General features: G+C 61.4%; 22 protein-coding genes, 1 tRNA gene and 1 riboswitch. Of the genes, 14 read left to right on the forward strand and 9 right to left on the reverse strand.

What is annotated here, in order from left to right:
* Nucleotides 1-137: 137 nt before the first annotated feature.
* Both RWL87_RS02675 and RWL87_RS02680 read left to right on the forward strand, forming a co-directional pair.
* On the forward strand, nucleotides 138-617 hold the full coding sequence (locus tag RWL87_RS02675; protein ID WP_313968806.1) for a low molecular weight protein-tyrosine-phosphatase: 480 nt from the start codon (nucleotides 138-140) through the stop codon (nucleotides 615-617).
* Nucleotides 614-1,282 carry a hypothetical protein gene (locus tag RWL87_RS02680; protein ID WP_313968807.1) on the forward strand — a complete coding sequence of 223 codons (669 nt, stop codon included), beginning with the start codon at nucleotides 614-616 and terminating at the stop codon, nucleotides 1,280-1,282. The genes RWL87_RS02675 and RWL87_RS02680 overlap by 4 nt, the downstream gene beginning before the upstream one ends.
* Nucleotides 1,283-1,376: 94 nt before the next feature.
* Here RWL87_RS02680 and RWL87_RS02685 read toward each other — a convergent pair whose 3' ends face one another.
* Complete coding sequence (locus tag RWL87_RS02685) at nucleotides 1,377-1,505, reverse strand: hypothetical protein (RefSeq protein WP_313968808.1); 129 nt, start codon at nucleotides 1,503-1,505, stop codon at nucleotides 1,377-1,379.
* A gap of 565 nt (nucleotides 1,506-2,070) precedes the next feature.
* Between RWL87_RS02685 and RWL87_RS02690 the strand changes: the two genes are divergently transcribed.
* The gene (locus tag RWL87_RS02690; protein WP_313968809.1) at nucleotides 2,071-3,321 is read left to right on the forward strand and encodes a multidrug effflux MFS transporter; all 1,251 of its coding nucleotides are present in this window, start codon (nucleotides 2,071-2,073) and stop codon (nucleotides 3,319-3,321) included.
* 265 nt (nucleotides 3,322-3,586) lie between these two features.
* On the opposite strand, the gene RWL87_RS02695 is transcribed toward RWL87_RS02690, so the two are convergent.
* The 4 genes from RWL87_RS02695 to RWL87_RS02710 all read right to left on the reverse strand — a co-directional run bounded on the left by RWL87_RS02695 (nucleotide 3,587) and on the right by RWL87_RS02710 (nucleotide 7,886).
* Nucleotides 3,587-4,489 (reverse strand): aminotransferase class IV, encoded by a 903-nt coding sequence (locus RWL87_RS02695; RefSeq protein WP_005509006.1) that lies wholly within the window; start codon nucleotides 4,487-4,489, stop codon nucleotides 3,587-3,589.
* A gap of 247 nt (nucleotides 4,490-4,736) precedes the next feature.
* Nucleotides 4,737-5,534, reverse strand: coding sequence for an energy-coupling factor transporter transmembrane component T (locus RWL87_RS02700; protein ID WP_313968810.1), 798 nt, complete (start codon nucleotides 5,532-5,534; stop codon nucleotides 4,737-4,739).
* Nucleotides 5,531-7,165 carry an ATP-binding cassette domain-containing protein gene (locus RWL87_RS02705; protein WP_313968811.1) on the reverse strand — a complete coding sequence of 545 codons (1,635 nt, stop codon included), beginning with the start codon at nucleotides 7,163-7,165 and terminating at the stop codon, nucleotides 5,531-5,533. Before RWL87_RS02705 ends, RWL87_RS02700 begins: the two co-directional genes overlap by 4 nt.
* An 88-nt stretch (nucleotides 7,166-7,253) precedes the next feature.
* Nucleotides 7,254-7,886 (reverse strand): ECF transporter S component, encoded by a 633-nt coding sequence (locus RWL87_RS02710; RefSeq protein ID WP_303934927.1) that lies wholly within the window; start codon nucleotides 7,884-7,886, stop codon nucleotides 7,254-7,256.
* Nucleotides 7,887-7,944: 58 nt separating this feature from the next.
* Nucleotides 7,945-8,045, reverse strand: a riboswitch (TPP riboswitch).
* A 265-nt stretch (nucleotides 8,046-8,310) separates the two neighbouring features.
* Between RWL87_RS02710 and RWL87_RS02715 the strand changes: the two genes are divergently transcribed.
* Together RWL87_RS02715 and RWL87_RS02720 are read left to right on the forward strand one after the other, a co-directional pair.
* A complete protein-coding gene (locus RWL87_RS02715) occupies nucleotides 8,311-8,544 on the forward strand; it encodes a DUF4235 domain-containing protein (RefSeq protein ID WP_005506756.1) in 234 nt (77 codons plus the stop codon).
* A 160-nt stretch (nucleotides 8,545-8,704) separates the two neighbouring features.
* Entirely contained in the window at nucleotides 8,705-10,141 is a 1,437-nt protein-coding gene (locus RWL87_RS02720; protein WP_313968812.1) for an MFS transporter, read from the forward strand.
* 202 nt (nucleotides 10,142-10,343) lie between these two features.
* Here RWL87_RS02720 and RWL87_RS02725 read toward each other — a convergent pair whose 3' ends face one another.
* A complete protein-coding gene (locus RWL87_RS02725) occupies nucleotides 10,344-11,675 on the reverse strand; it encodes a septin family protein (RefSeq protein WP_313968813.1) in 1,332 nt (443 codons plus the stop codon).
* A 132-nt stretch (nucleotides 11,676-11,807) separates the two neighbouring features.
* The gene (gene dcd / locus RWL87_RS02730; RefSeq protein ID WP_070819134.1) at nucleotides 11,808-12,407 is read right to left on the reverse strand and encodes a dCTP deaminase; all 600 of its coding nucleotides are present in this window, start codon (nucleotides 12,405-12,407) and stop codon (nucleotides 11,808-11,810) included.
* A gap of 153 nt (nucleotides 12,408-12,560) precedes the next feature.
* Here dcd and RWL87_RS02735 point away from each other — a divergent pair.
* The 8 genes from RWL87_RS02735 (at nucleotide 12,561) to RWL87_RS02770 (ending at nucleotide 19,369) form a co-directional block, all read left to right on the forward strand.
* A tRNA-Gly gene (locus tag RWL87_RS02735) sits at nucleotides 12,561-12,634 on the forward strand.
* Between the two features lie 712 nt (nucleotides 12,635-13,346).
* Entirely contained in the window at nucleotides 13,347-13,967 is a 621-nt protein-coding gene (locus RWL87_RS02740) for a thiamine phosphate synthase (protein ID WP_313968814.1), read from the forward strand.
* Nucleotides 13,968-13,969: 2 nt separating this feature from the next.
* Nucleotides 13,970-15,052 (forward strand): glycine oxidase ThiO, encoded by a 1,083-nt coding sequence (gene thiO / locus RWL87_RS02745; RefSeq protein WP_313968815.1) that lies wholly within the window; start codon nucleotides 13,970-13,972, stop codon nucleotides 15,050-15,052.
* Nucleotides 15,053-15,100: 48 nt separating this feature from the next.
* On the forward strand, nucleotides 15,101-15,298 hold the full coding sequence (thiS, locus tag RWL87_RS02750) for a sulfur carrier protein ThiS (RefSeq protein ID WP_294628211.1): 198 nt from the start codon (nucleotides 15,101-15,103) through the stop codon (nucleotides 15,296-15,298).
* Nucleotides 15,299-15,461: 163 nt separating this feature from the next.
* On the forward strand, nucleotides 15,462-16,232 hold the full coding sequence (locus RWL87_RS02755) for a thiazole synthase (protein WP_311450400.1): 771 nt from the start codon (nucleotides 15,462-15,464) through the stop codon (nucleotides 16,230-16,232).
* Entirely contained in the window at nucleotides 16,223-17,278 is a 1,056-nt protein-coding gene (locus tag RWL87_RS02760) for a ThiF family adenylyltransferase (protein WP_313968816.1), read from the forward strand. The genes RWL87_RS02755 and RWL87_RS02760 overlap by 10 nt, the downstream gene beginning before the upstream one ends.
* A gap of 122 nt (nucleotides 17,279-17,400) precedes the next feature.
* Nucleotides 17,401-18,513 carry a MauE/DoxX family redox-associated membrane protein gene (locus RWL87_RS02765; protein WP_313968817.1) on the forward strand — a complete coding sequence of 371 codons (1,113 nt, stop codon included), beginning with the start codon at nucleotides 17,401-17,403 and terminating at the stop codon, nucleotides 18,511-18,513.
* Nucleotides 18,514-18,703: 190 nt separating this feature from the next.
* The gene (locus tag RWL87_RS02770; RefSeq protein WP_313968818.1) at nucleotides 18,704-19,369 is read left to right on the forward strand and encodes a methyltransferase domain-containing protein; all 666 of its coding nucleotides are present in this window, start codon (nucleotides 18,704-18,706) and stop codon (nucleotides 19,367-19,369) included.
* 140 nt (nucleotides 19,370-19,509) lie between these two features.
* Here the strand turns inward: RWL87_RS02770 and RWL87_RS02775 are convergent, their stop codons facing one another.
* Nucleotides 19,510-20,211, reverse strand: a complete 702-nt coding sequence (locus RWL87_RS02775; protein WP_313968819.1) for a hypothetical protein — start codon at nucleotides 20,209-20,211, stop codon at nucleotides 19,510-19,512.
* 63 nt (nucleotides 20,212-20,274) lie between these two features.
* On the opposite strand from RWL87_RS02775, the gene RWL87_RS02780 reads away from it, so the two are divergent.
* The gene (locus tag RWL87_RS02780; protein WP_313968820.1) at nucleotides 20,275-21,252 is read left to right on the forward strand and encodes a hypothetical protein; all 978 of its coding nucleotides are present in this window, start codon (nucleotides 20,275-20,277) and stop codon (nucleotides 21,250-21,252) included.
* Between the two features lie 122 nt (nucleotides 21,253-21,374).
* On the opposite strand, the gene RWL87_RS02785 is transcribed toward RWL87_RS02780, so the two are convergent.
* Nucleotides 21,375-23,345, reverse strand: coding sequence for an NHL domain-containing thioredoxin family protein (locus tag RWL87_RS02785; protein ID WP_313968821.1), 1,971 nt, complete (start codon nucleotides 23,343-23,345; stop codon nucleotides 21,375-21,377).
* Nucleotides 23,346-23,560 lie beyond the last annotated feature (215 nt).

Genomic DNA, 23,560 nt, shown 5'->3' on the forward strand with positions numbered 1-23,560 from the left:
CCCTTGTCGGCGGGGCCTTTTCACACCCTCCGCGAGCGCATCCGCCCCTCACAGCACCGCCCAAAGCACCGCCCCAATTACCCGCCGTGCCCAACCACCCTCTACCCCACCGATACACTAGAACCATGTACCGAATCATGACTGTCTGCACCGGCAACATCTGCCGCTCCCCCGTCGGCGAATACCTTATCCGCCAGCACGCCCAAGAAGCCGGCGTGCCCGTCACCGTCACCTCCAGCGGCATCAGCAACGAAGAAGAAGGCAACCGCATCGACCCGCGCGCCGCCGCGCAGCTCACCGCCCGCGGTATCGACCCGTCCGCGCACCGCGCCAGCGTCTTCACCGTCGAGGACTTCGACCGCAACGACCTCATCCTCGCAATGGACGCACCCCACTACCTGCGCCTCAAAGCCCTCGCCCGCAACGACGACGACAAAGCCAAGATCCGCATGATGCGCAGCTTCGACCCGAAGGTCACCACCACCCACCTGGACCAGCTCGGCATCTACGACCCCTGGTACGGTAGCGAACGCGACTTCGTGTACACCACCGGCCTCATTGACGCCGCTGCACGCGGCCTCATCGACCACCTCAAGCAGGAAGGCGACGCGCAGTGAGTCAGCGTATTCCCCTGAACCAGAACCGCCACGTCACCGGCACCACCGAAATCCTGGAACTCTGCAAAGACATGCTGCGCCTGGAGCACGGCATCGGCAACGACTTTGACATGGACACCGCCGAATTCACCGAATTCCGTGCCCAGTTCCTCGCCGACTTCGCGCAGATCCCGCTGATTATCGGCATTGACGGCCGCAGCGGCACCGGCAAAACCAGCCTCGCCGCGCAGCTTGAGCAGGAGCTCACCGCCGCCGGGCACAGCGTGCACGTGCTGCACCTGGACGACTTCTACCCCGGCTGGGACGGCCTCTTCGACGGCGTGGAGGCGTGGGACGGGCTGTCCGTGCAGCTGACCGAAGGTATTGCCGGAACCTACACCCCGTGGGATTGGGAGGCGGGCGCCCCCGGTGAGGTGCGCACCGTCGACCCGGCGGCTACGCAGGTCATCATCTGTGAGGGTGTCGGCGCGATTGCTGGCGCCTGCGAGGTGCGTATCCTCGCAACCGCCCCGGACGAGGTGCGTTACGAACGGGCTATGGCTCGTGACGGTGACACGTTCCGCCCGCACTGGGAACGCTGGGCGGCGCAGGAGGAGGCGCTGCTCGCCGAAATCCCGGAGGACTACGCGACCGTGGACTTCATCTACGACAGCGCGGCGCAGTAACAGCTGCCTACAAGACAGTAGGGCCCAATGCTTCGTGTATCTCGAGGCATTGGGCCCTACGGCTATTTAGAGGCAGTTTTATTCAGGCGCTGTTTTATTCGGGCATGGGAGCCGGGCTAGCGGATTCCATGCGGTCCTTATCCCAGTAGGTTGAGGTACTGCTCGGCGCGTGCGTGGAGGCAGCGCCGTCTTTTTCGTTACCCGGGTTGTTGTTAGAAAGCACAGCAAGGATTACAAGCAAGACACAAACTATAAGCAGCAGGATGCATAGCAAATATTTGTAATAGTGGTTGCGCATCTGAGGGGCCCTCCGGTCATATCGCGTGGTATGACCAACGTAAGTTATGCGGTCGCCCCGAGCAATGCTTCTCAAGAATATTTCTCAAATATTTCTTCAGTACTGGGAGCTGAGCGGCAGGCTAAGCCAAGCCGCTCAAGGGGCGGTGTTATCCGTAAGCGACATCAGGGTGTCCGAAGCGAAGCGAGGACGGGTGCCCCTGTAGGAGCGTGGATAACACCGTCCCTTTGCTGTACCTGCGCAGGTGAGCGCCGCCTTCCAAGCCAGCCAGAAGGCTGAGCACGAAGGAACCAAGCGGAGCCCTCCCAACCCAGCTCAAAAAAATATCAAACATTTAACTTACGAAGCCACGCCCAATTCTGCTACCGTGAACAAGTTGTGCTTCCAGCTTGCGCAAGCTCACCCCCGGATCCGGTACCGCCGCATCCACGTCTTGTAGAGCCGCAGGCGCCGTTGCACGCGCATCACACAGAAAGAAAAACTAAGACTAATGTCTTCGAAGTCGGTTAAGACCTCCTTCGGGCTATCGCCCCTTTTCATTGTTGTTCTGGCGCTGTTGACCGCTATCGCGCCGCTCGCTACGGACATGTACCTGGCGGCGCTGCCCGCAGTCGCTGAGAACCTGAACACCACCAGCACGAACGCCTCCCTGACGTTGAGTGCGTTCATGGTGGGTATGGCGCTCGGCCAGCTGGTCGTGGGCCCGCTATCGGATAAGACGGGCCGCCGCAAGCCGCTGCTGATCGGTGCGGTGATCTGTTTCATTGCGACGGCGGCGTGTGGTTTCGCGCCAAATATTGAGCTGCTGATTTTTGCGCGTTTCATGATGGGCTTCACCGGTTCGATTGGTGCGGTGCTGGCGCGTTCTATCGTGGCTGATACGACTGAGGGCCTGGCGACCGCTAAGCTCATGGGCGTCATGATGATGATTAACGGCTTCGCGCCGGTGCTTGCGCCGCTGTTTGGCGGCTGGGTGCTGTCGTGGGGTAGTTGGCGCGATATTTTCCATGTGCTCGGCGTGATTACCGCGATCATGATGCTCGGCGTGATCTTCGTGATTAAGGAGACCCTGCCGGTGGAGGAACGCTACCAGGGCACTGCCCTGAGCGTGTACTCGGAGCTGCCGAAGGTCTTCAAGATTCGCCGCTACCTGGGTTTTATGCTGACGATGTGCTTCGCGTTTGGTGCGCTGTTCTCGTACATTTCTGGTTCGACGTTTGTGCTACAGAAGATTCTGGGCCTGTCCGAAACCCAGTTCACGATTGTGTTCGGTGTGAACTCGCTGGGCATTGTGCTGTTCAGCGCGATTGCAACCAAGCTGGTTGGACGCGTGGCGCAGCGCCGCATTGTGAATGTCGGCGTGGTGAGCCTGCTGGTGGTGTCTTCGCTGCTGTTGGTTAGCTTCCTTGTCGGTATTTCGCTGGTGCCGACGCTGGTTCTGCTGTTCCTGCTGACCAGCTCGTGCGGCCTGATTTTTGGTAATGCTTCGGCGTTGGCGTTGAACGAGGCGCGCCACATGGCGGGTAGTGCGTCGGCGGTGATGGGTACGGTTCAGGCGATGCTGGGTGCGTTGGCGGCGCCGCTGGTGTCGTTTGCCGGTGAGCATGAGTACCTGCCGATGGGCTTCTCCATTTTTGGTTTCGCGGTCCTGACGGCGCTGGTGCTGTGGACTACGCCGCGTAAGGATTCGGACTACTCGGCGGACGGCAAGAGCCATGAGGCTCCGGCGGCGGGCCACTAGCCTGTTGTTGATTTTTGTGTAGCTAAAGCCCCGGATGGGCAACCTGCTGAGGGTTGCGCATCCGGGGCTTTGCTGTATTTGCTGTAGCAGTTAGGGAGGCGCTTGTACTCTTCCTTCGCTCCTACAGGGGCACCCGCCCTCGCTTCGCTTCGGGCACCCTGATGTCGCTTCAGGAAGGTACACGCACCTCCTGCCCTTGACCGTAGACAGCACAAAGGGACGGTATTATCCTCGCTCGGATAATACCGTCCCTTTGTGTACGCGTTTAGCTCTGCTGCGCCAGGTAGTTCAACAGCGTCGCGGTCAGCTCCGGGTCATGCGCCAGCGCCGTACCGTTCAGGTGAGTCACCGGCGCAATCAGACGCACCGACGACGCCAACCACACGCCGTCCGACTCGAATAAATCCTGCGGGTAGAGCGGTCCGAAGCCCAGCTCCCAACCGGCCTGGCGTGCCGCCTCGAACACCGCGCCCTGCGTGGTACCGGGCAGGATGCCGTGGCTCGGCTCGGGCGTGTACAGCACCTTCTTGCCGTCCTCAATCTTGGCAACCAGCACCGAAGAAGTAGCACCCTCCAGCACGCGACGCTCGTCAGTGATGAAGATAGCGTCATCTGCGCCGCGCTCCTGCACGTACCGCAGAACCGCCATGTTCACCGCGTAGGAGAGGGTCTTCGCGCCCGCCAGAAGCCACGGGTAGGCGCTGTTGTCCATCGGCTCGTGGCCGCGCGGCAGCAGCATCGCCTTCACGCCCTCGGTACGGCGCTTCACGATGGAGGCGGGCACCGGCGACGCCATAATCAGCGTGTACGGGCCCGGCTGCATGGAGGTCACCGCCTGGGTGGGGCCGCGCGAAATAATGATCTTCACGATGTGCTCTTCACCCAGCGCAGTCTCCGCACCGGCGGTCGCCTCACGCATGAGGCGCTCCACCGCCGAACGCAGAATCTCGGGTTCCGGGTCGGGCAGATCCAGCATGCGCGCCGACGACTCGAGGCGGGACAGGTGCATGCCGAGCTTACGCACGCGACGGTTGACGGACAGCATGGTCTCGAAGACGCCGTCGCCGCGGGTGAAGCCCTGATCATCAACGCTGATGAGGGGCACGGACGGGTCGACAAAGATGCCCTGCGGGTTCTGCTCGTTCAGAAGAATTACGGTACTAGACATAGTTTTATTGTACGTTCGCGGTTGCTTCCTGAAGAGGCTCGAAGGGTGCCGCGTTTTCCGGAAGCGCCCTCAGGGTGTCAGCCCGGACGCTCTCCGCAGCGAAGCAAGGAGAAAGCGGAGCGTCCGGGTGACGGGTGCCCCTGCGTAGGCGCGGAGGAAATATGCGGCACCCGCTTCCCCTGTAGGAACGAGGGCGAATACCGTCTCCCAAGCGGAGTCACGAAAGCGAAACTAGAAACGGAACGAACTAGCCCCAGAGGAACTGAATCGTACCCGCCGCAATAGACGCACCGTACGCAACAGCAATGATGACGGCGGCAGCAATGCTCACGTGCACGTCACGCGGCGAATAGGAGGGTACGCGAGCCCAGGTGCGTTCGCCTGCGCCGAAGCCGCGCGCCTCCATGGTGATGGCTAGGCGGGAGCCGCGGCGGATAGCCTGCACGAGCAGGGCGAAGCTTTGCCCGCCGAAGGTTTGGGCGCGTCCGGCGAGGGATTGGCCTGCGCCGAGTCCGCGGGCGCGTCGTGCTTGGCCGAGGGCGTTCCATTCGGCGAAGAGGATGCCGACGAGGCGGAGTGCGGCGACGGTGGCGAGCACGAATCGGGAGGGTAGTTTGAAGGTTTGTGCGAGGGAGTCGCCGAGGTCGGTGGGGTCGGTGGTGAGTACGAATGCGAGGGTGGGTAGGACCATGGCGAGGGAACGGATCATCATGGCTGCGCCGACGGCGGCGGAGTCGGTGGTGATGCTGTTGAAGCCGAGGTCGAGGATGGTGGTGCCGCTTTTGGCGCTGAGCATGGCGACGGACCAGCCGGTGGTGATGACGGCGATGAGGATGGGCCAGAAGCGGGTGAGGACGTTGACGGGGCGGAAGCCGACGAGGATGAATCCGAGCAGTTCGAGGGCGAAGAGGATTCCGGAGGTGAGGGGGTCGCGTACGATGAGTGCGGCGATGATGAGGGTGAAGGAGACGATGAGTTTTACGCCGGCGTTGAGGTTGCTGAAGTAGCTGGTTCGGTCGATGGTGCCGAAGAAGTCGGTGTTCATGCGTTCTCCTTTCCGGGGGTGGTGAGGGCTTCGGAGGGTTCTAGGGCGGGTAGGGTGATGTGGTTGCCACCGAGTGCGGCGGTGTAGTCTTCGTCGTGGGTGATGGAGATGACGGCGGTGCCGCCTGCGAGGAGTTCGCGGATGAGGTCGACGAGTTCGGCCCAGGTTCGTGCGTCTTGGCCGAAGGTGGGTTCGTCCAGGATGAGGATTTTCGGTGCGGTGGCGAGCGCGGAGGCTACGGAGAGCCTGCGTTTTTCGCCGCCGGAGAGGGTGAAGGGGTTGGCGTCGAGTAGGTGGGTGAGGCGCAGGCGGGCCGCGAGTTCGTTGGTGCGTGCGGTGAGGTCGTCTTCGTTGAGGGGTTCGCGGGTAAGTGCGGCGAGTCGGCGGGGGCCGAGTTCGAGTTCTTCGCGTACGGTGCCGCGGATGAATTGGTATTCGGGTTCTTGGAAGACGTAGCCGATGCGGCTGAGCATTTGGGCGGGGGTCCAGGTGGGCACGTCCCAGTGTGCGGGCTCGCCGCCGTGGTCGCCGCCGTGATTGCGCAGCGCGTCGGTGGCGGTGAGGGTGCCGTCGGGCGCGGTGAGGAGCCCCGCGAGGGTGAGGGCTAGGGTTGATTTGCCGGCGCCGTTGGGGCCGAGCACGCTGAGGTGTTCGCCGGCGCGCAGGGTGAGGTTGATGCCGCCGCGCAGTACGGGCAGGTCGATGGGTGCGGGTGCGGGGGTGTCGCCGAGGCGTTTGATGGTGCGTCGGCGTGCGCGGCGTTGTTTGGGGGTGGGTTGTGCGCGGGTGATGCTGAGGTTTTCGGCGCGGAGAAGCGCCTCGCCGTGCTCGCTTTCGCCGCCCGCAATATCACCGGTCTGCGGCGCGCGCGGCACGTAGTTGGGTACCCACACGCCCGCGTCGATGAGTTCTTGGCGTGCTTCGGTGAGCACGGTGTCGGGTGCGCCGTCGTGGGTGATGGTGCCGCCTTCGCCGAGCACGATAATGCGGTCCATGTGCGGTGCCCAGATGCTCACGCGGTGCTCTACGACAAGCAGGGTCGCGCCGGTCGCCTCCGCGGCGGCAAGGATGCTGTCGCGCACCTCCTGCACGCCGGTGGGGTCGAGGTTGGCGGTGGGTTCGTCGAGGATCATGGCGCCGGGGTGCATCGAGAGGATGCCCGCCAGGCCGAGGCGCTGCTTCTGCCCACCGGACAGCGCGCTGCTGGGGTGGTCGAGGGCAAGGTCGTTGAGCCCTACTGCGGTGAGGGCTTCGGTGACGCGGCCCCAGATTTCTTCGCGGGGTACGCGCAGGTTTTCGGGGCCGAACGCTACGTCGTTGCCGACGGTTGCCATGACGATGGAGGATTCGGGGTCCTGCTGCATCATGCCTGCGGTGCCGCGTGCTTCGGCGGGTGCCTGCCCATTAATGGTGATGGTGCCGCCGGCAGATTCGCCGTCGTCATCGTGGAGCACACCGGCGATAGCGTGCAGGAGCGTCGATTTGCCGGCGCCGGAGGTGCCCAGCAGCAGGACTTTTTCACCGGGGTTGATGGTGAGGTTGAGTCCGCTGATGACGGGTTCTGGGCGTCCGGGGTGGTGCCAGCTGAAGTTGTTGAGCTCGATGCGCGCCCCGCGCGGTGTTGCTTCCATGATGGTTCCTTAGCCTTTTGTGTGGCTGCTGTTGCGTGCCGAGTGGTGACTCGTGGTGAGTGACTAGTTGGTGGCTAGTTGCTGGTGGTTAGCGGCGGGTCTTGCCGGATGCCAGCGAGGAGAGCACACCGGTCTTGGCGAGGTTCTGCACGAGAATCCATGCGAGGAAGCCTGCGATGACTGCGCCGGAGATGACGGCGCACGCTACGTAGATGATTGCCTTGAGCGGTTCCATGTCGGGGTAGTAGATGAAGATTTCGTTAACACCCATGAACAGGCCGCTGAGCGCACCGGCGAAGATGGCGATAGTTGCGTTCCAGCGGCGGTAGCGGAAGATTGCGAAGGCGATTTCAGCGCCGACGCCCTGGAAGAAGCCCGCGATCAGGATTTCGCCGCTCCACGCGCCGCCGGTGAAAAGTACGGAGATGAATGCTGCGACGATTTCGCCGAAGAGTGCGGCACCGGGCTTGCGGATGAGCAGGCCGCCGAGGGTGCCGCCGAGCAGCCATGCGCCGGCGACGATGGGGCGGAATTCTGGTGCTGCTACAAGTGCGGTTTTGGCGGCGGGGCCGACTGCGATGTCCCAGATCCAGAAGATGACGGCGCAGGCTACTGCGATAACTGCAGCGATGACGATTTCGTTGACTCGCCAGCGCAGGTTCGGCTTCTTCGCTTCTGCCTGGGTAGATGCCTGGGAGGCGGGGGTTACGTTCTGTGACATTGGTGGTCCTTCCGTCGTTGGAAGGGGAATGTCCTCGCCCTCTGATTGGACGAGGGCATTGAGAAGAAATTCGACTCCCTACGCCGGTACTAACCGGATCAGGTTCGAGGGTCTGCTTAGCACTCTCAGCGCCTCGGTGGCGCTCCCCTGTCGTTTGGGGTTCCTTGTCCGTACCGTTTAGTGCGGGTGGAAGCCCAGGTTCGATTGTAGGCGTGTCTGACTGTTCGCGCCAATTTGCCGCTTTTTGTTTCGTTCTTCTGCCCGCATTACAGAATTGCACGGTGTACAATTTTGGGACGGAGAGGCTCCAAGGCGGCACGAACGCCTTAAACCCTATACGCTAGAGAGTGGCGCTCTTTTCTCACCCAACCCCGAAGGGGTTCACGGGCAGGACGCCGCATCGTATACAGCTAAGGAGATACACATGAACCCCGTCGCTAAGCTTGCTATTGCGGGTATCAACATGGGCGCTGCTGCCCTGGTTGGTAAGGGCCTGGGCGCAGCCTGGACCAAGGCTACCGGTAACCAGCCTCCCGCCATTTCCCACGAGTCTGAAGATACCCTGCGTCAGGTCATCCTCTGGACCGTTCTGACCTCCGTCGTGGGTGCTGTGGTGAGCTTCGGTATTGCTCGCCTGCAGCGTCGTTTCTTCAACTAAGACTTTGCGCCTTCCGCGCGAAAGTTCATGAACTAGGCGGTACGTATCTTCACTCGGTACGTACCGCCTGGTGTTCCCTCTTCAGCACGCCCTCCCCACTTCAGCCGGTTTCACGCCGCCGCTACGCTGAAGCGCCACCTCGGCATCCGAAAGCACAACTATGACTATTTCTTCTCCCCGCCGTAAGACGAAGGCTCAGCGTAGGGTCGTTGACCACGCGAACAGCCGCCGTTCGGTCGCGTCCTGGGTCATGTGGGATGTTGGTTCGTCGAGCTTCGACTCGATTATGACGACCTTCATCTTCACCGTGTACCTGACCAGCAGCTACTTCGGCACGCCCGAAGAGACTTCGTCGGCACTGTCGCTGGGTCTGACCGTTGCCGGTTTCCTCATTGCGATTCTGGCACCGGTCACCGGTCAGCGTAACGATAAGTCCGGCAGAGGCATCTTCTGGCTCGGTGTGAACACCATGCTACTAGTCGGTTCGATGGCGGCGTGCTTCTTCGTGGGCCCCACCCCGCAGTACCTGTGGCTGGGTGTCACCCTGATTTCTGCGGCAAGCGTGTTCAGCGAGTTCGCGTACGTGAACTATAACGCCGTACTGCCGCGCATCTCCCACCCGGAGAATATCGGTAAGATTTCGGGCGCAGGATGGGCCGCCGGCTACATTGGCGGCATCCTGGCGCTGGCTGTGGTGCTGTGGGGTTTTGTGCTTACCCCCGAAGTACTCGGCCTGACCACCGATAACGCCCTGAATATCCGTGCGGTCGCACTGTTTGCCGCCGCCTGGTGTTTGATCTTCTGCCTGCCGCTGCTGGTGCGTATGCGCACCCGCGAGCGCTTCCTGCCGGAGGTGCTGCCCACCCGCGAACTGCGTTTCCTGGAGCTCGGTATGGAGCGTCTCTCCCCGGCTCGTCAGGGCGGTCTGCTCGCCTCCTACAAGGCGCTGTGGCGCACGATTCGTCGCCTGAAGATGACGTCCCCGCAGACCCTGTGGTTCCTGATTGCTTCGGCGGTGTTCCGTGATGGTCTGTCCGGTATTTTTACGTTCGGCGGTATTCTTGCGGCGGGCACGTTCGGTTTCAGTACTTCCGAGGTGATTCTGTTCGGTATTGCCGGTAGCGCTGTCGCGGCGGCTGGCGCGATCCTGGGCGGCTACCTGGATGACTACCTGGGCCCGAAGGCGATTATTGTTATCTCGCTGGTCGGCATTATCTTGGCGGCTACCCCGTTGCTGTTCTTCCCTCAGCCTGGTGTGTTCTGGGTATGCGCTCTGCTGCTGTGCCTGTTCGTGGGCCCGGCACAGTCGGCGTCCCGCACCTTCCTGGCGCGTCTGGCGGATCCCGGCACTGAGGGTGAGCTGTTCGGCCTGTACTCGACCACCGGTCGTGCCACCAGCTTCCTGGCGCCGATGCTGTTCGGTCTGTGCGTGAGCATCATGGGCGCGCAGATTTGGGGTGTGCTCGGTATTCTGATCGTTGTGGTGGCGGGTCTGCTCCTACTATTGCCGGTGAAGGCGCCCGGTCCGCTGCGTATGCGTGCGGCTCGCCGCGAGCAGAAGCGTGAACAGAAGCGCCGCGACAAGGCAGCCCAGTAGTGTTGCTCGGTAAGGCGTCGCGGGGCTAAGCGTCCTTGCAAACCCCGCAAATACAAGCCTGCAAACGCAACCTCGTAAACGCAACTTTGCAAACACACAGGGAGGGGCGGGTAGAAGATTATCTTCTACCCGCCCCTCCCTTGTGCTTAAGCAGTGCCTATCGAGCAACGCCTACCAAGCGGAGCTCAGTAAGCCACGGTGGCTAGTCCTCCACCACGTCATCCTCATCCTCAGAGACAGCATCCTCAGAGGAATCCAGCGCAATCTGCTGCTCCTCCTCATCCAGAACCTCATCGCTCGTCATCTGAGCCCAGGTCGCGTCATCAATCAGCGGATCATCAATCACACGGACCCACAGCATCGAACCAGCTGCCAGAGCGCTCAAATTCTCGTCATACGCCTCCGCAGGCAGACCCTCAAAGATCTCAGCCAAACGTGCAAACAGGTCATCATACGAAATGTCGCCCTCAGCCTGCAGCCAGCACTCAGCCGCAAAATCAGACAGCTCATTCAGCTCAGTGTCGCACAGCAGCAAGAACGGGCCGTCCTCACCCACACGCACACCCGAAGTACCCGGCATACGAGACACCGCAATCGTACCGTTCAAGAACACACCCGGCAGGTGATCCTCAACCGTGTACTTCTCCAGGCTCTCAACCTCATCAGCATTCGGCAGCTCACCACCATTCAGCAGATCCTGAACCAGCGGCAAAGTATCCTCAACCTCCGAGTACACCAGGCGCCACACGCCACCGCAACGCTCCACCAGCTTAGCCAGCGACACAACACCCTCAGGGTGACGCGCCAGACCCGAACTCTGCTCACTCAAGAACACCAGAGCCTCGTGCAGCGGAACACGCTCAAAATACGGCTCAGAAGCCGACTCATCACGAGAAATGAACACAATACGCGACAGCTCATAGCTGAGGTCATCACGATCAACCACGTTCAGGCCCAAATCCACCGGGTTCTGCTGATCCTTCGGCGCATTCGGGTCAACAATCACAGACAGCGGCTTCGGATACGGCGACACAACACCCTCATCCGAAATAATCGCAGTCTCATCAGTCAAGTACGCAAACTTCGAACCCAAGAAACGCGACGCAGTCGTCTTACCGCTACCAGAAACACCCACCAGCGCCACAGCGCGCTTCGACTCAGGGTCACCAATAACAGCCGCATGCAGCATCACACCGCGACCAACCAGCTGCTCAATCATCGCCAACGTAATACGGCTCGTCAGATCCTGCATACCCGAATCATCATCAGCCACACGCAGCGTCGAAACCTTATCAAACGAACCCATCAACGGATTCGCCAAATCCATCACCGACTCATCAGTCGGCGCATGAACCAGCATCACCTGATCAAAACGAGACAACGAAGCATACGCCTCATCAGGAGTATCAAAAAACTCCGGAGCAAGAGGCTCCCACGCCTTCTTAAAACGCTCCACAAAAGAGTCCGACATATCAATCAGATACACAGAAACTTCCGCGCCAGCAACACGCAGAACAACAGGCTTCAGATTCATCAAAAAATCCTTAGAGAGTGAGAGATAAAAACCCGCACGCGAGTGAACGCACGAGCACAAACAGGCGAAAAACCGCCCAACGCGGGCGCACAAACACACAGCCTGCACGCCCGCACCCCAAAGCGGGAAAGACTAAGACTCCGCAGAACCATCCGCAGGAATCATCGTCTGATGAAAATTCAAATAACTACGCGAAGCAGTCGGGCCACGCTGACCCTGGTAACGGTTACCATACGCACCAGAACCATACGGATGCTCAGTCGGGCTACTCAGGCGGAAGAAACACAACTGACCAACCTTAGAACCCGGCCACAACATAATCGGCAAAGTCGCCATATTCGACAACTCAAGCGTCACATGCCCCGAAAAACCAGGATCAATAAAACCAGCCGTAGAGTGAGTCAACAAACCCAGACGGCCCAACGACGACTTACCCTCCAGGCGGGCAGCCACATCATCAGGCAGAGTCACCTTCTCATACGTAGAACCCAACACAAACTCACCCGGATGCAAAATAAACGGCTCATCAGGAGCCACCTCCACCAGGCGCGTCAAATCCTCCTGCGGCTGAGCAGGATCAATATGCGGGTACTTATGGTTATCGAACAGACGGAAGAAACGATCAATCCTCACGTCCACACTTGCAGGCTGAATCATCGACTCATCGAACGGTTCAAGAACGATGCGCCCATCAGCAATCTCTTGACGAATATCGCGATCTGAAATAAGCACGCTTAAAGGATACCTGGCAAACACCACCCACGTGCAGGCATCCACCAGCCCCAGCACACAGGCCTACATCACATTTCAACCCCGCCGCCCCGCACACAAACAGCCGCAACACATTTCACGCCCAGCAAGCAGGCGCGATACACTGAAAAAGATGCGGCTGTAGCTCAATGGTAGAGCGCACGCTTCCCAAGCCTGATACGCGGGTTCGATTCCCGTCAGCCGCTCCAAAAGCCCCGGACTTCGTCGCGGGGCTTTTTATTTTGGGGTTGGGATGTGGAGGCTGAGCTAAGGGTTTAGGATGCGGCTTGGGTTGGACAGGTCGAGGCGGCATGTTCCTAGCTCCTGCAGGGAACCCGTCCTCGCTCCGCTTCGGACACCCTGATGTCGCGACGGAACATACCGGCCTCTCCCCTATCCCCTCCCCTCTCCGGGAAGGTGGAGTAGTGGGTGCGGGGTGCGTCGGGGAATACACCGCGGGCCCTCGGCTTGGGAAGAGTGTGCGCGGAGGCAGGAAGGGGAATACTGGGGTGAGGTACCGCAGACAGCTCACCGGGAGATGCAGATAGATATTTGGGCGCGGTGATGGTTCCGTAGGGGTGTCTGGGCACCTACCCGTGGGCTTGCGATGAAAGGATTCCTTGTAGCGCATGCGAGCGCGGTGCCGCTATACCTTCCTGCAGCGACATCAGGGTGCCCGAGCTCTGCGAGGGCGGGTCCCCTGCAGGAGCGAAGGAAGTGTATAGCGTGCCAAGCGTACGCTCCAAAGCATGCCATCACATCCGGCAGGCTCCCCCACACGAGCGAAGAACACACCCCGCGAGCCACCCCAAAACACTTGAAGAATGTTCAACTCACCACACAGTTGTGCTAACCTAACCACAGAAATTCGATGAGAGAATTTCTCAAAAACAGCTACTCGACGACGAATCGTAGACCCGCATGACCCGCGAAACGCACCCCTACACCACCCCCGAACGCCCCCTCGACCTGAGCCTCTACCTCGTCACAGGCGACAACCCCCTCGAAACCGTCCGGGCAGCCAAACACGCCACCTGCATCCAGGTCAGGTCCAAACCCATCAGTGCGCGCGAACTCTACCAACTCACCGAGGCAATCGCCGGCATCATCCAGCCGCGCCAGACTCTCCTCGTCGACGACCGTGTAGACGTCGCCCTCGCGCTGCGTGCCCGCGGCGTGCGCGTTGACGGCGTGCACATCGGTCAAGACGACCTGCCCGTAGCCGACGCCCGCGCCCTCCTCGGCACCGACGCAATCATCGGCCTCACCACCGGCACCCGGCAACTCGTCGAAGAATCCAACAAGATTGCGCACCTCATCGACTACATTGGCACCGGCCCGTTCCGCCCCAGCCCCACCAAGCAGTCCAACCGCCCGCCCCTCGGCATTGACGGGCTCCGCGAACTTGCCGAACTGTCCGCCGTGCCGACCGTGGCTATTGGCGACATCACCCCCGAAGACTGCCCCGCCATCCGCACCACTGGAGTTGCCGGAATCGCCATGGTCCGCGCCTTCGTCGACAACCCCGCGTTGAAGGCATAACCATGACCATCACGATTATTGGCGGCGGAATCATTGGTCTCACCACCGCGTTTGAACTCACCGAACGCGGCGAAAGCGTGCACCTCATCGACGCTGGCACCGGCGACTACGGCACCGCCGACGACGGCACGGCACTCTACCCCGCCGCAAGCCACTACGCCGGCGGCATGCTCGCACCCATCGCCGAAGTGCAATTCCAGCAGGACGAGCTCTTCCCCCTCATGACCGCCAGCGCCGACGCCTACCCCTCCCTCATGGAGCGGCTCAGCCGCGCCACCGGCCTGCCCACCGGCTACGACACCACCGGCACGCTCATTGTCGCCGCCGACCGTGCCGACGCCGAGCACCTGCAGCGCACCCGCGCCTACTACCGGGATTTGAACCGCCCCGCGGACCCCGTCACCCCCACGCAGGCGCGCACCCTCGAACCGCTCCTGGCGCCGCGCATTGCCGGTGCCGTGAGCATCCCCAGCGACCATCAGCTGCACCCGCGGCTCATGAGGCGTGCCCTCAAAGACGCCCTCACCCGCCGTGGCGTCACCTTCAGCACCGAACGGGTCACCGACCCAGATGCGGGCGACATTATCTGCACCGGACTAGGGGCAACACTGCACGGGGACTACCCACTACGACCCGTCTACGGGGACATTCTGCGCCTGCGTGCCCCGCGGCCCATCCTCAAGCACGTGGTGCGCGGCTACGTGAACTCCCGCCCCGTCTACCTCATCCCCCGCCCCGACGGGGAGCTGTGCATCGGCGCGACCAGCCGTGAAGACCACCGCACCCTCCCCGCCATTGACGGCGTGCATCAGCTGCTACGTGATGCGATCCGCCTGGTGCCCGCCGTTGAAGAGTGCGAGCTGCTGGAGGCGAACGTCGGCGCCCGTCCCGGCACCCCGGACGACCTGCCCATCTTTGGGCACCGCACTCGCACTGACGGCACCCGTCAGCTCGTGTCCACGGGCTATTTCCGCCACGGTATTCTGCTTGCCGCGCTCGCCGGCAAGGTCGGCGCGGAGGTCGCCTGCGGGGCGGAGATTCCGCCCATCATGCAGGCGTGCGACCCGGCACGATTCACCCACTAAACACAGTCCCCGCCGGATGCACCCGGCACCCTCACGAAAGGATTCCGCATGATCATCACCTACAACGGCGAGCCGCTAACCACCAACGCCCGCACCGTATTTGACCTTGTCATGGACCAGTTCGGCACCGAAAATGGTGTGGCTGTGGCGCTCAACCGCAGTATCGTGCCGCGTTCCACGTGGCTGGATGTGCCACTGAGCGAGGGCGACAGGGTGGACGCCCTCACCGCCGTACAGGGTGGCTAATCCTGCGGTCTGTACCGGCGAGATTCCCTCCAGCAAATGCCTATCGACGAATACCCACTGACGAAAAAGAACAGCCATTCTCGGTTTTCTTTCTAGGCCGGGCGCGCCGCCGCGCCCACACACCTAAACCCCGTTATCTAGACGTTCCCACAGAGGAGAACTCATGAGCCTCACACCGCTCACCATCGGCGACCGCACCTTCAACTCCCGCCTCATCATGGGCTCCGGAGGCGCAACCAGCATGGACCTGCTCGAGCAGGCGCTGATTGCCTCCGGCACCGAAATGACGACCGTTGCCATGCGCCGTCACGCCGCAGGCACCCCCATTTTTCCGCTTCTGCAGAAGCTCAATATTGCGCCGCTGCCCAATACCGCTGGGTGCCGCACCGCAGCGGACGCGGTGATGACTGCGATGCTTGCCCGCGAGGCGCTGGGCACCTCCTGGGTCAAGGTTGAGATTATCCACGATGAAGACACCCTACTGCCGGACACCGTGGAGCTGCTGACCGCCTGCGAGCAGCTGGTCGCGGAGGATTTCACGGTGCTCGCGTACACCTCTGATGACCCGGTGGCTGCCGCCCGCCTGGAGGATGCGGGCGTTGCCGCGGTGATGCCGTTGGGTGCGCCGATTGGCACCGGCCTGGGCATTTTGAACCCGCACAATATTGAGCTGATTGCGTCCCGCGCGCAGGTTCCGGTGGTGCTGGATGCCGGCGTGGGTACCGCTTCGGATGCCGCGCTGGCGATGGAGCTGGGCTGTGATGCGGTGTTGTTGGCATCGGCGGTGAATCGTGCTGAGGATCCGGTGGCGATGGCTCAGGCGATGAAGTTTGCGGTGCAGGCGGGCGCGTTGGCGCGTGAGGCTGGCCGTATTCCGGTGCGTGAGCATGCGAAGGCGTCGTCGCCGTCGGAGGGTTTCGTCTCGTGGATGTAAACCTCTCCCCTACCCCGGTGAATCCGGAGCATGCGCGTTTGGATCGCGAGCGCACGGACCGTCAGCGTCGCCTCCCCGGTTTTGATCAGGACGCGGTCGCGGCGGCGCGCGTGTTGGTGATTGGTGCTGGCGGTTTGGGCTGTCCGGTGGTGCAAGCGTTGGCGGCGGCTGGCGTGGGGTATCTGCATATTGTGGATTCTGATTCGGTGGAGCTGTCGAATATTCAGCGTCAGCCGCTGTTTGGGGTGCCTGATGTGGGTGAGCCGAAGGCGGAGGTTGCGGCGCGCCGTGCGCTGCAGCTGTGCCCGTCGTTGACGGTTGAGACAACAATCCGGCATGTGGATGCGTCCTGGATTTTGGATCTTTTCGCCGCGTCGGCACCGGATTGTGTGGTGGATTGTACGGATACGTTTGCGTCGAAGTATCTGATTGCGGATGCTGCGCAGGTTGCGGGTCTGCCGCTGGTGTGGGGCACGGTGCTGCGTTTTGGCGGGTCGGTGAGTCTTTTTGAGCCGGATGGCGCGCATTTGCGTGATATTTTTCCGACGATTCCGCAGACTGTGGAGTCGTGCGCGCTTGCCGGTGTTTTGGGTGCGACGACGGCGGTGGTTGGTTCGCTGATGGCGACGGAGGTGCTCAAGCATGTGAGCGGCTTGCCGACGGCGGCGGGTAGTTTGCTGACTTATGATGCCTTGTCGGGTACGTGTACGTCGTTTGGGGCGGTGCCGGATCCGGCGCGTGTGGTGCCGGTGGATTTGTCGGCGCATGAGGTTCCGCAGGTGCTGTTGGATGTGCGCGAGGTGCCCGAGCGTGAGGAGTCGGTGAAGCATGAGGGCTCGCGGCATTTGCCGCTGTCGCAGCTGGCTGACGCTGACGGCTCGCTGCTGCCGGCAACCGATGTGCCCGCGGAGCTGCTGAGCCTGTTTGAGTCGGTGCGTGATCAGCGGGTGGGCGTTTTCTGTGCATCGGGTGCGCGAGCGCAGCGCTTTGTGGAGGCGTATGCGGAGCTGGCGGGTGAGTACGGGGTGCGCCTCACGGCACTGTAGAGACGGTTTCCCCATGTGCAGGGCGTAAAATCGTGTATAACACGGCGGCACATCGCGCGGTTTATTCTGCCTAAAAACTGCCCTGCCGCCTCCTGTTTTCGCACACTCACTCTAGGAGTTTTATGCTCACCGTCCCTACTGTGCCGCTTGTTTTGTGCACGGCTCTCATCGCCCTAACCCTGCTCGTTAGCGGTATTGCTAAGGCGAAGGATCCGCAGAGTACCGTGACTGGTATTCAAAATCTTGGTTTGGAGAAGATTGCGCCGGCCCGTGCGGTGTCGCTGGTCCTGCCGTGGTTCGAAATTGCCCTAGCCGCCGTCCTGCTGTTGTCGCCGGTGCGTTTGCCTGTGGTGATTGCATCGGGTTTGGCGCTGATTCTGATGCTGTTTTACACGGTGGTGATTGCACGCGCGCTGGCGACGGGTCGCACCGCTGGTTGTAATTGTTTTGGTTCTGAGTCGACTGCGCCGGTGAGCCGTTACACGCTGGTCCGTAATATTGCGCTGCTGTTGGCGGCGGCTGGTGCGCATGCGAGCGCGTTGAAGGGCGGCACGGGTGTCGTGTCGACTCTGCTGGGTCTGGGCGTTAGCGGCTGGACTTGGGTTGTTGGTGCGGCGCTGATTGCGTTGACGTTGGAGGCTGTTCGCCGCGGTGACGCTCTGGCGCAGCCGGAGCCGCAGGCTGAAGTGATTTTGCCGGAGCCGGTGTATGACGAGAACGGCGAGGAGCTGTATGTTCGTATGCCGATTCCTCATGCGGCGCTGTATCTGGAGAATGGTCGTCACACGAATATGCGTGCGTTGGCTAAGAATCAGGCGCGTATGCTGGTGTTTGTGTCGGCGACGTGTGCTGGTTGTGTGAAGTTTTTGAAGACGATGTCTTCGTGGCAGGAGCGTCTGCCGCAGGTGGCGTTGCATCCGGTGTATTCGAGCCTGGAGTCGTTGCAGACCTCGCGTAATGCGGGTACGTTGCCGGAGGGTTTGACTCCGCTGATTGACCGTGATGCTGGTGCGCGCGCGAATTTCGGTAATGGTGTGCCGTTGGCTGTGGTTTTGGGCGCTGATGGTCTGATTGCTGGTGGTCCGGTGGCTGGTAAGGAGGAGGTTGAGGCGCTGCTGACCGATATTGAGGCACAGTTCGCTGAGGCTGCTCGTCTGGCTGAGGAGGAGCGCCAGGAACAGATGCGTAAGGCGATTGCTGAGGGTACGTCGAATACTGAGGGCGACCACCTCTAAACACGCCCCTATCATCCAGCCCCTGTAGCGCCTCTGTAGCGCTTCCGATAGCCCCGTCCGGCTCTTACTGCCCTTACCGGCAGGTGCCGGGTGGGGCTATGCTAGTACGTAGCGCACACACCGCTTATACGCCGCGGTCACCTTGCCTGGTGGCGGTTGGCGCATCCTCAACCCTGTCTAAGGAGTTTTTATGGCAATGATGAGTTTCAACGCTCCGGGCGAGCGTGAGAAGTCCTTGTGGCTGGTCCGCAAGGAGAGCAACCCGAATCACTCGCAGTGGTACATTGACCGTTTTAAGGCGATGGAGGCTGAGGGTAATGATATGGCGGGTGAGTCTCGTCTGGTGAATGCGTTGGCTTCTCGTGGCGCGAAGATTCTTGATGCGGGTTCGGGTCCTGGTCGTGTGGGTAAGCAGCTGCACGCGCTGGGTCACCGTGTGACGGGTGTTGATATCGATCCTGAGCTGATTGAGGAGGCGCGCCGCGTCTGCCCGGATGCTACCTGGATTACGGCTGATCTGGTGGATTTGCCGGAGGTTCTGGGCATTGAGGGTAACGCCACTGAGGAGAATGGTTTTGAGCTGCTGGTGTGTGCGGGTAATGTGATGGGTTTCTTGGCTCGTTCGACTCGTAAGCCTGTGGTTGAGAATTTCCGTCGCGTGTTGGCGCCGGGCGGCCGTGCGGTGGTTGGTTACGGTTCGGGTCCGGGTCGTGATTATGCGTTTGAGCAGTTTTTGGCGGATGCCCGCGAGGCTGGTCTGAACGTGGATAACGTTTATTCCTCGTGGCAGATGCACCCGTTTATTGAGGGTTCTTCGGAGTTTTTGGTGGCGGTACTGTCCCGCCCGGCGAGCTAGGCTCGCATCTGAAACGAGCACGCTAAGCGTATATAGCTAAGCGTATGAAAAGGCCCGGCGCCTGCCCCGTGTGGGGTAGGTGCCGGGCCTTTGCGTATCCTCAAGAAGCGCATCCAGAAGAACTTTAAAGAATGGGCGTTCTAGTGGATCATGTAGATGTTGCGGGCTACTTCTTCGGGCAGGAAGGATGCGGCGAAGAGGATTGCCACGATGATGACGGCGAGTGCGGTCATGAGGCTGGAGCGCCAGCCGGGGTGCAGTTCGTTGAAGGTGATGAGTCCCTTGTGTTCTTTGTCCATGTTGACCACGTTGATCTGCTTGTAGATGGTGGTTTGGGCGGAGAGTTTGGAGGAGACTTCTCGCATGGTTTTGCCGTCCCAGACGCGGCCGTCGATGCGCATGAGCTGTTTGCCGTCTTTGTCGACTGCCCACATGGCGGGGAAGCTGCGGTAGCGTAGGCGGCCGGCGACGGTTTTGAGTTTCTGGCCGTAGGCTTTTTTGGGGTAGAGCTTTTCGGCGAAGATGGTGTGGTCGATTTTTTCGAGGGGTACGGCGAACCAGCCGAAGGTGCGCGCGCGGAGCACGTGGGTTTTGGTGATGACGATGATGGTGGGTTTGAGGACTGAGTAGAGGTTTACGCCTGCGATGGTGCCGATGAGCAGTACAAAGATGGTGTACGGCAGGGCGGGTCGCTTGTAGAAGATGAAGGCGAGCGCGGCGAGGAGCACGATGGTGCCGGGGAGTGCCGCTTCGATGCGCCTGCCGTAGGAGCGCATGCGGGGGTGGAATAGTTCGTTGACTTCGCCGTATTTGGCGGGGACTTCGTGAGCGCGTTCTGCCATATACACAACTTTAGTGTGTGCGGTGCGTGAAACCTAGCGGACTACCTGCGTTACTCTGGTTCTATGCGTAATTTTTCTCCCGTGGAGCGGGTTCTGGCAATGTGGATGGTCGGTGTTGTGGTGGCGGTTTCTGTGGCTGCTGCGGCGCTGGTTATGACGAATAAGCTGGTGTATGGCCCGACGGGTCAGGTGCGGGAGTATTTTCATGCGTTGCGTACAGGGAATGGTTCGTATGCGCGTGGCCTGTTGGGTGCGCAGATTCCTGAGGGTGACGCATCTTTGCTGGATGGGGATGCTTTGAGGCGTTCGGTGTCTTCGTTGGGTGAGGTGTCGTATGAGGTGGTGGAGACCAGCGAGGATGGTGAGCATGCGACGGTGCGTGCGTCCTATTCGTTGGGTGGTTCGCAGCAGCATACGGATTTTCGTTTGCACCGTTCGGGTACTCATTGGGGCTTTTTTGATAAGTGGGCTATTGATGAGGCGTCTTTGCCGTCGGTGAAGGTGAATATTCAGGGTGTGGAGGCTGCGACGATTAATAACCGTAAGGTTGCGGTGGATAAGGGCCTGGCGTCGTTCCCTGTGTTTTATCCGGGTGTGTATGCGGTGTCGTATGATTCGACGGTGTATACGGCGCAGAAGGTGAATGAGGTGGTGACTGCGCAGGATGCGAATCATGCGGTGCGTATGGAGTTGAAGCCGAGTGATAATGCGTTGTCGTCGGTGAAGGAGCAGGTGCAGGATTATTTAAAGAAGTGTACGCAGCAGAGCACTCTTTATCCTGGTGGGTGCCCTTTTGAGTATGCGTTTTCGGGCCGTGTGGATTCTGAGGTGAAGTGGTCTGTTGAGAAGGTCGCGGATCCGCAGGTGAGTGTGAGTTCGGCGGGTGTGTGGTCGTTGAAGCCGATGTCGGGTACGGCGAAGGTTACGTTTACGCAGTTGGATTTGTATACGGGTGCGCGTTCGCAGGTGCAGAAGGAGATTCCGTTTACGTTGAAGGCGTCGGTGGAGGCGGACGCGAAGGCTGTCCGGGTCTCCTTCTAGACGTAGTTACGTAGAAAAGGGTCAGTATTATCCGTAGCGACATCAGGGTGTCCGAGCGAAGCGAGGACGGGTGCCCCTGTAGGAGCGAGGATAATACTGACCCTTGATTCTTTTATAGGTTCCTAGTTGATACCGCGCAGGTCCAGGATGAGTTCGCTTTCGTCTGCCTCGTCACCGGTCACGATGACGGGAATACCCCAGTCCTGCTGGTAGAGGTGGCATGCCGCGTGCTCGGGGATGTCACCGTCGGGGGTGCCGTCGCAGGCGGCGGCGCGGGCGGTGATGTGCAGGACCGCCTCGGTGATCTCGGGGTTGAGTACGAGGGTGCGGGTCAGTCCGGTGGAGGTGCCGGCGCCTTCCAGGATGAAGTTCTCGGGGGTGGATGAGATCTTCAGCTGGGTGGGGTCGCCCCAGCGGGTGTCGAGCTTCTGGCCGGTGGGTACGGTGAATCGTGAGGTGAATTCGAGGGTGCCGCCGGTGAGCTTGGTGGAGGGGCGTGCGGTGGTGATGGCGCCTTCGTCGACGTGCTGTGCCTTCGCGGGGATGGAGGCGCGCACGAGCTGGTGGGCGTTGGTTTCGACGATGATGAGGCGCGGTTCTTCGCCGGGTGCTTCTTCGACGAGCAGGTCGGAGGGTTCGTCGAGGCCGCGTTCGAGGGTGCCGAGGGTGCCGGTAACCGGGTCCCAGCGGCGGATGGCGCCGTTGTAGGTGTCGGCGACTGCGATGGATCCGTCGGGCAGTTCGGTCAGGCCGAGGGGGTGCTGCATGCGGGCGGTGTCGGAGTCACCGTCGACGAAGCCGAAGTCGAACAGGCCCTTGCCGACGGCGGAGGTGACCTGTACGCCGTTGTCGGTGAAGGTGATGTGGCGCAGGCCGCTGGTTTCGGAGCATGCGACCCAGAGGCTGCCGTCGCGTGCTTCGATGATGCCGGAGGGCTGGGCGAACCAGGCGTCGGCGGCGGGGCCGTCGGCGAGGCCTTCGACGCCGGAGCCTGCAAAGATGCTGACGGCGCCGGTGACGGGTTCGTAGCCGAAGAGCTGGTGGGTGCCTGCCATGGCGATGATGAACTGGCCGGCTTCGCGGGAGTAGACGGCGTCCCAGGGCGAGGAGAGCGCAATCTCGGTGGCGGGTACGCCGGCGGGGATGTGGTTGGGATCGCCGGTGATGGCGTTGTCGCCGTCGATGACGCGCTGCACGCCGTTGCCTGCGAGGGTGCGTACTTCGCCGGTGCGCAGGTTGAGGGAGCGCAGGCGGTGGTTGACGGTGTCGGCGACGAGCACGTCGTAGCCGAGCTGTTCGCGCAGGTTTTCGGGTACGAGGGCGAGGCCGGCGGGTTCGTTGAAGCGTGCTTCGGTGCCGGTGCCGTCGACGTGGCCCTTGACGGGGTGGTTGATGGGGTCGTTGCCGCCGCCGTAGGTGTTGATGACGGTGTTGAGGTCGGCTGCTACCTGCAGGATGCGGTGGCGTGCGCTGTCTGCGACGAGGTAGGTGCGTTCGCGGTTGCCGAAGAGGTTTGCGGGGCCGAATTCGGCGGGCAGTTCGATGGCTTTGCCGGGAAAGGCGTAGGTGCCGGCTGCCTTGGGGCGGGGTACGTAGGGGCCGTCGCCGCGGTGCAGGGTGCCCTTCGCCTCGTGCTCGGCAACGAGTTCGCGTACGAGGGAGGTGAGGCCCTGTACGTGGCCTTCGCCGGAGAGGTGGGCGACGATGTAGCCTTCGGGGTCGACGACGACGAGGGTGGGCCATGCGCGGGCGGTGTATGCCTGCCAGGTGGTCAGTTCGGGGTCGTCGAGTACGGGGTGGGTGATGTGGTAGCGGTCGACGGCTGCGGCGAGCGCTACGGGGTCTGCTTCGTGTTCGAATTTGGGGCTGTGTACGCCGACGGTGACGAGTACGTCGGAGAATTCTTCTTCGAGGGGGCGTAGTTCGTCGAGCACGTGCAGGCAGTTGATGCAGCAGAGGGTCCAGAAGTCGAGAATAACGATTTTGCCGCGAAGGTCCTGCAGGGTGAGGTTTTTGTCGCCGGTGTTGAGCCAGGCTCGGCCTTCGAGTTCGCTGGCGCGCACGCGTACGCTGCGGGTGGTGTTCTCGCTCATGGTTTTCTCTCCTGTTGGGTGCGCCGTGTGTGGGCGCGTTGGTTTGCTGTCCCCATTATGCCAGCGTGGTGGGGGTGGTTCGCTGGGAGTTGAGCTTTGTGACTTGGGGGCTTAACGCCCTGTCATATTAAGTCATATTCCCTGAGCTTGTGGGCATGCGAAAGCGCCCCGCACGCATCACTATCGGATACGTGCGGGGCACTTGGTAAGCCCTA

Source organism: uncultured Rothia sp., from assembly GCF_963555405.1.
Lineage (GTDB): Bacteria > Actinomycetota > Actinomycetes > Actinomycetales > Micrococcaceae > Rothia.

Coding starts and splice junctions, on each gene's coding strand:
- RWL87_RS02675 (WP_313968806.1), top strand. CDS start 138: ATGACTGTCTGCACCGGCAACATCTGCCGCTCCCCCGTCGGCGAATAC.
- RWL87_RS02690 (WP_313968809.1), top strand. CDS start 2,071: ATGTCTTCGAAGTCGGTTAAGACCTCCTTCGGGCTATCGCCCCTTTTC.
- RWL87_RS02695 (WP_005509006.1), bottom strand. CDS start 4,489: ATGTCTAGTACCGTAATTCTTCTGAACGAGCAGAACCCGCAGGGCATC.
- RWL87_RS02700 (WP_313968810.1), bottom strand. CDS start 5,534: ATGAACACCGACTTCTTCGGCACCATCGACCGAACCAGCTACTTCAGC.
- RWL87_RS02705 (WP_313968811.1), bottom strand. CDS start 7,165: ATGGAAGCAACACCGCGCGGGGCGCGCATCGAGCTCAACAACTTCAGC.
- RWL87_RS02710 (WP_303934927.1), bottom strand. CDS start 7,886: ATGTCACAGAACGTAACCCCCGCCTCCCAGGCATCTACCCAGGCAGAA.
- RWL87_RS02715 (WP_005506756.1), top strand. CDS start 8,311: ATGAACCCCGTCGCTAAGCTTGCTATTGCGGGTATCAACATGGGCGCT.
- RWL87_RS02720 (WP_313968812.1), top strand. CDS start 8,705: ATGACTATTTCTTCTCCCCGCCGTAAGACGAAGGCTCAGCGTAGGGTC.
- RWL87_RS02725 (WP_313968813.1), bottom strand. CDS start 11,675: ATGAATCTGAAGCCTGTTGTTCTGCGTGTTGCTGGCGCGGAAGTTTCT.
- RWL87_RS02740 (WP_313968814.1), top strand. CDS start 13,347: ATGACCCGCGAAACGCACCCCTACACCACCCCCGAACGCCCCCTCGAC.
- thiO (WP_313968815.1), top strand. CDS start 13,970: ATGACCATCACGATTATTGGCGGCGGAATCATTGGTCTCACCACCGCG.
- thiS (WP_294628211.1), top strand. CDS start 15,101: ATGATCATCACCTACAACGGCGAGCCGCTAACCACCAACGCCCGCACC.
- RWL87_RS02755 (WP_311450400.1), top strand. CDS start 15,462: ATGAGCCTCACACCGCTCACCATCGGCGACCGCACCTTCAACTCCCGC.
- RWL87_RS02765 (WP_313968817.1), top strand. CDS start 17,401: ATGCTCACCGTCCCTACTGTGCCGCTTGTTTTGTGCACGGCTCTCATC.
- RWL87_RS02770 (WP_313968818.1), top strand. CDS start 18,704: ATGGCAATGATGAGTTTCAACGCTCCGGGCGAGCGTGAGAAGTCCTTG.
- RWL87_RS02775 (WP_313968819.1), bottom strand. CDS start 20,211: ATGGCAGAACGCGCTCACGAAGTCCCCGCCAAATACGGCGAAGTCAAC.
- RWL87_RS02780 (WP_313968820.1), top strand. CDS start 20,275: ATGCGTAATTTTTCTCCCGTGGAGCGGGTTCTGGCAATGTGGATGGTC.
- RWL87_RS02785 (WP_313968821.1), bottom strand. CDS start 23,345: ATGAGCGAGAACACCACCCGCAGCGTACGCGTGCGCGCCAGCGAACTC.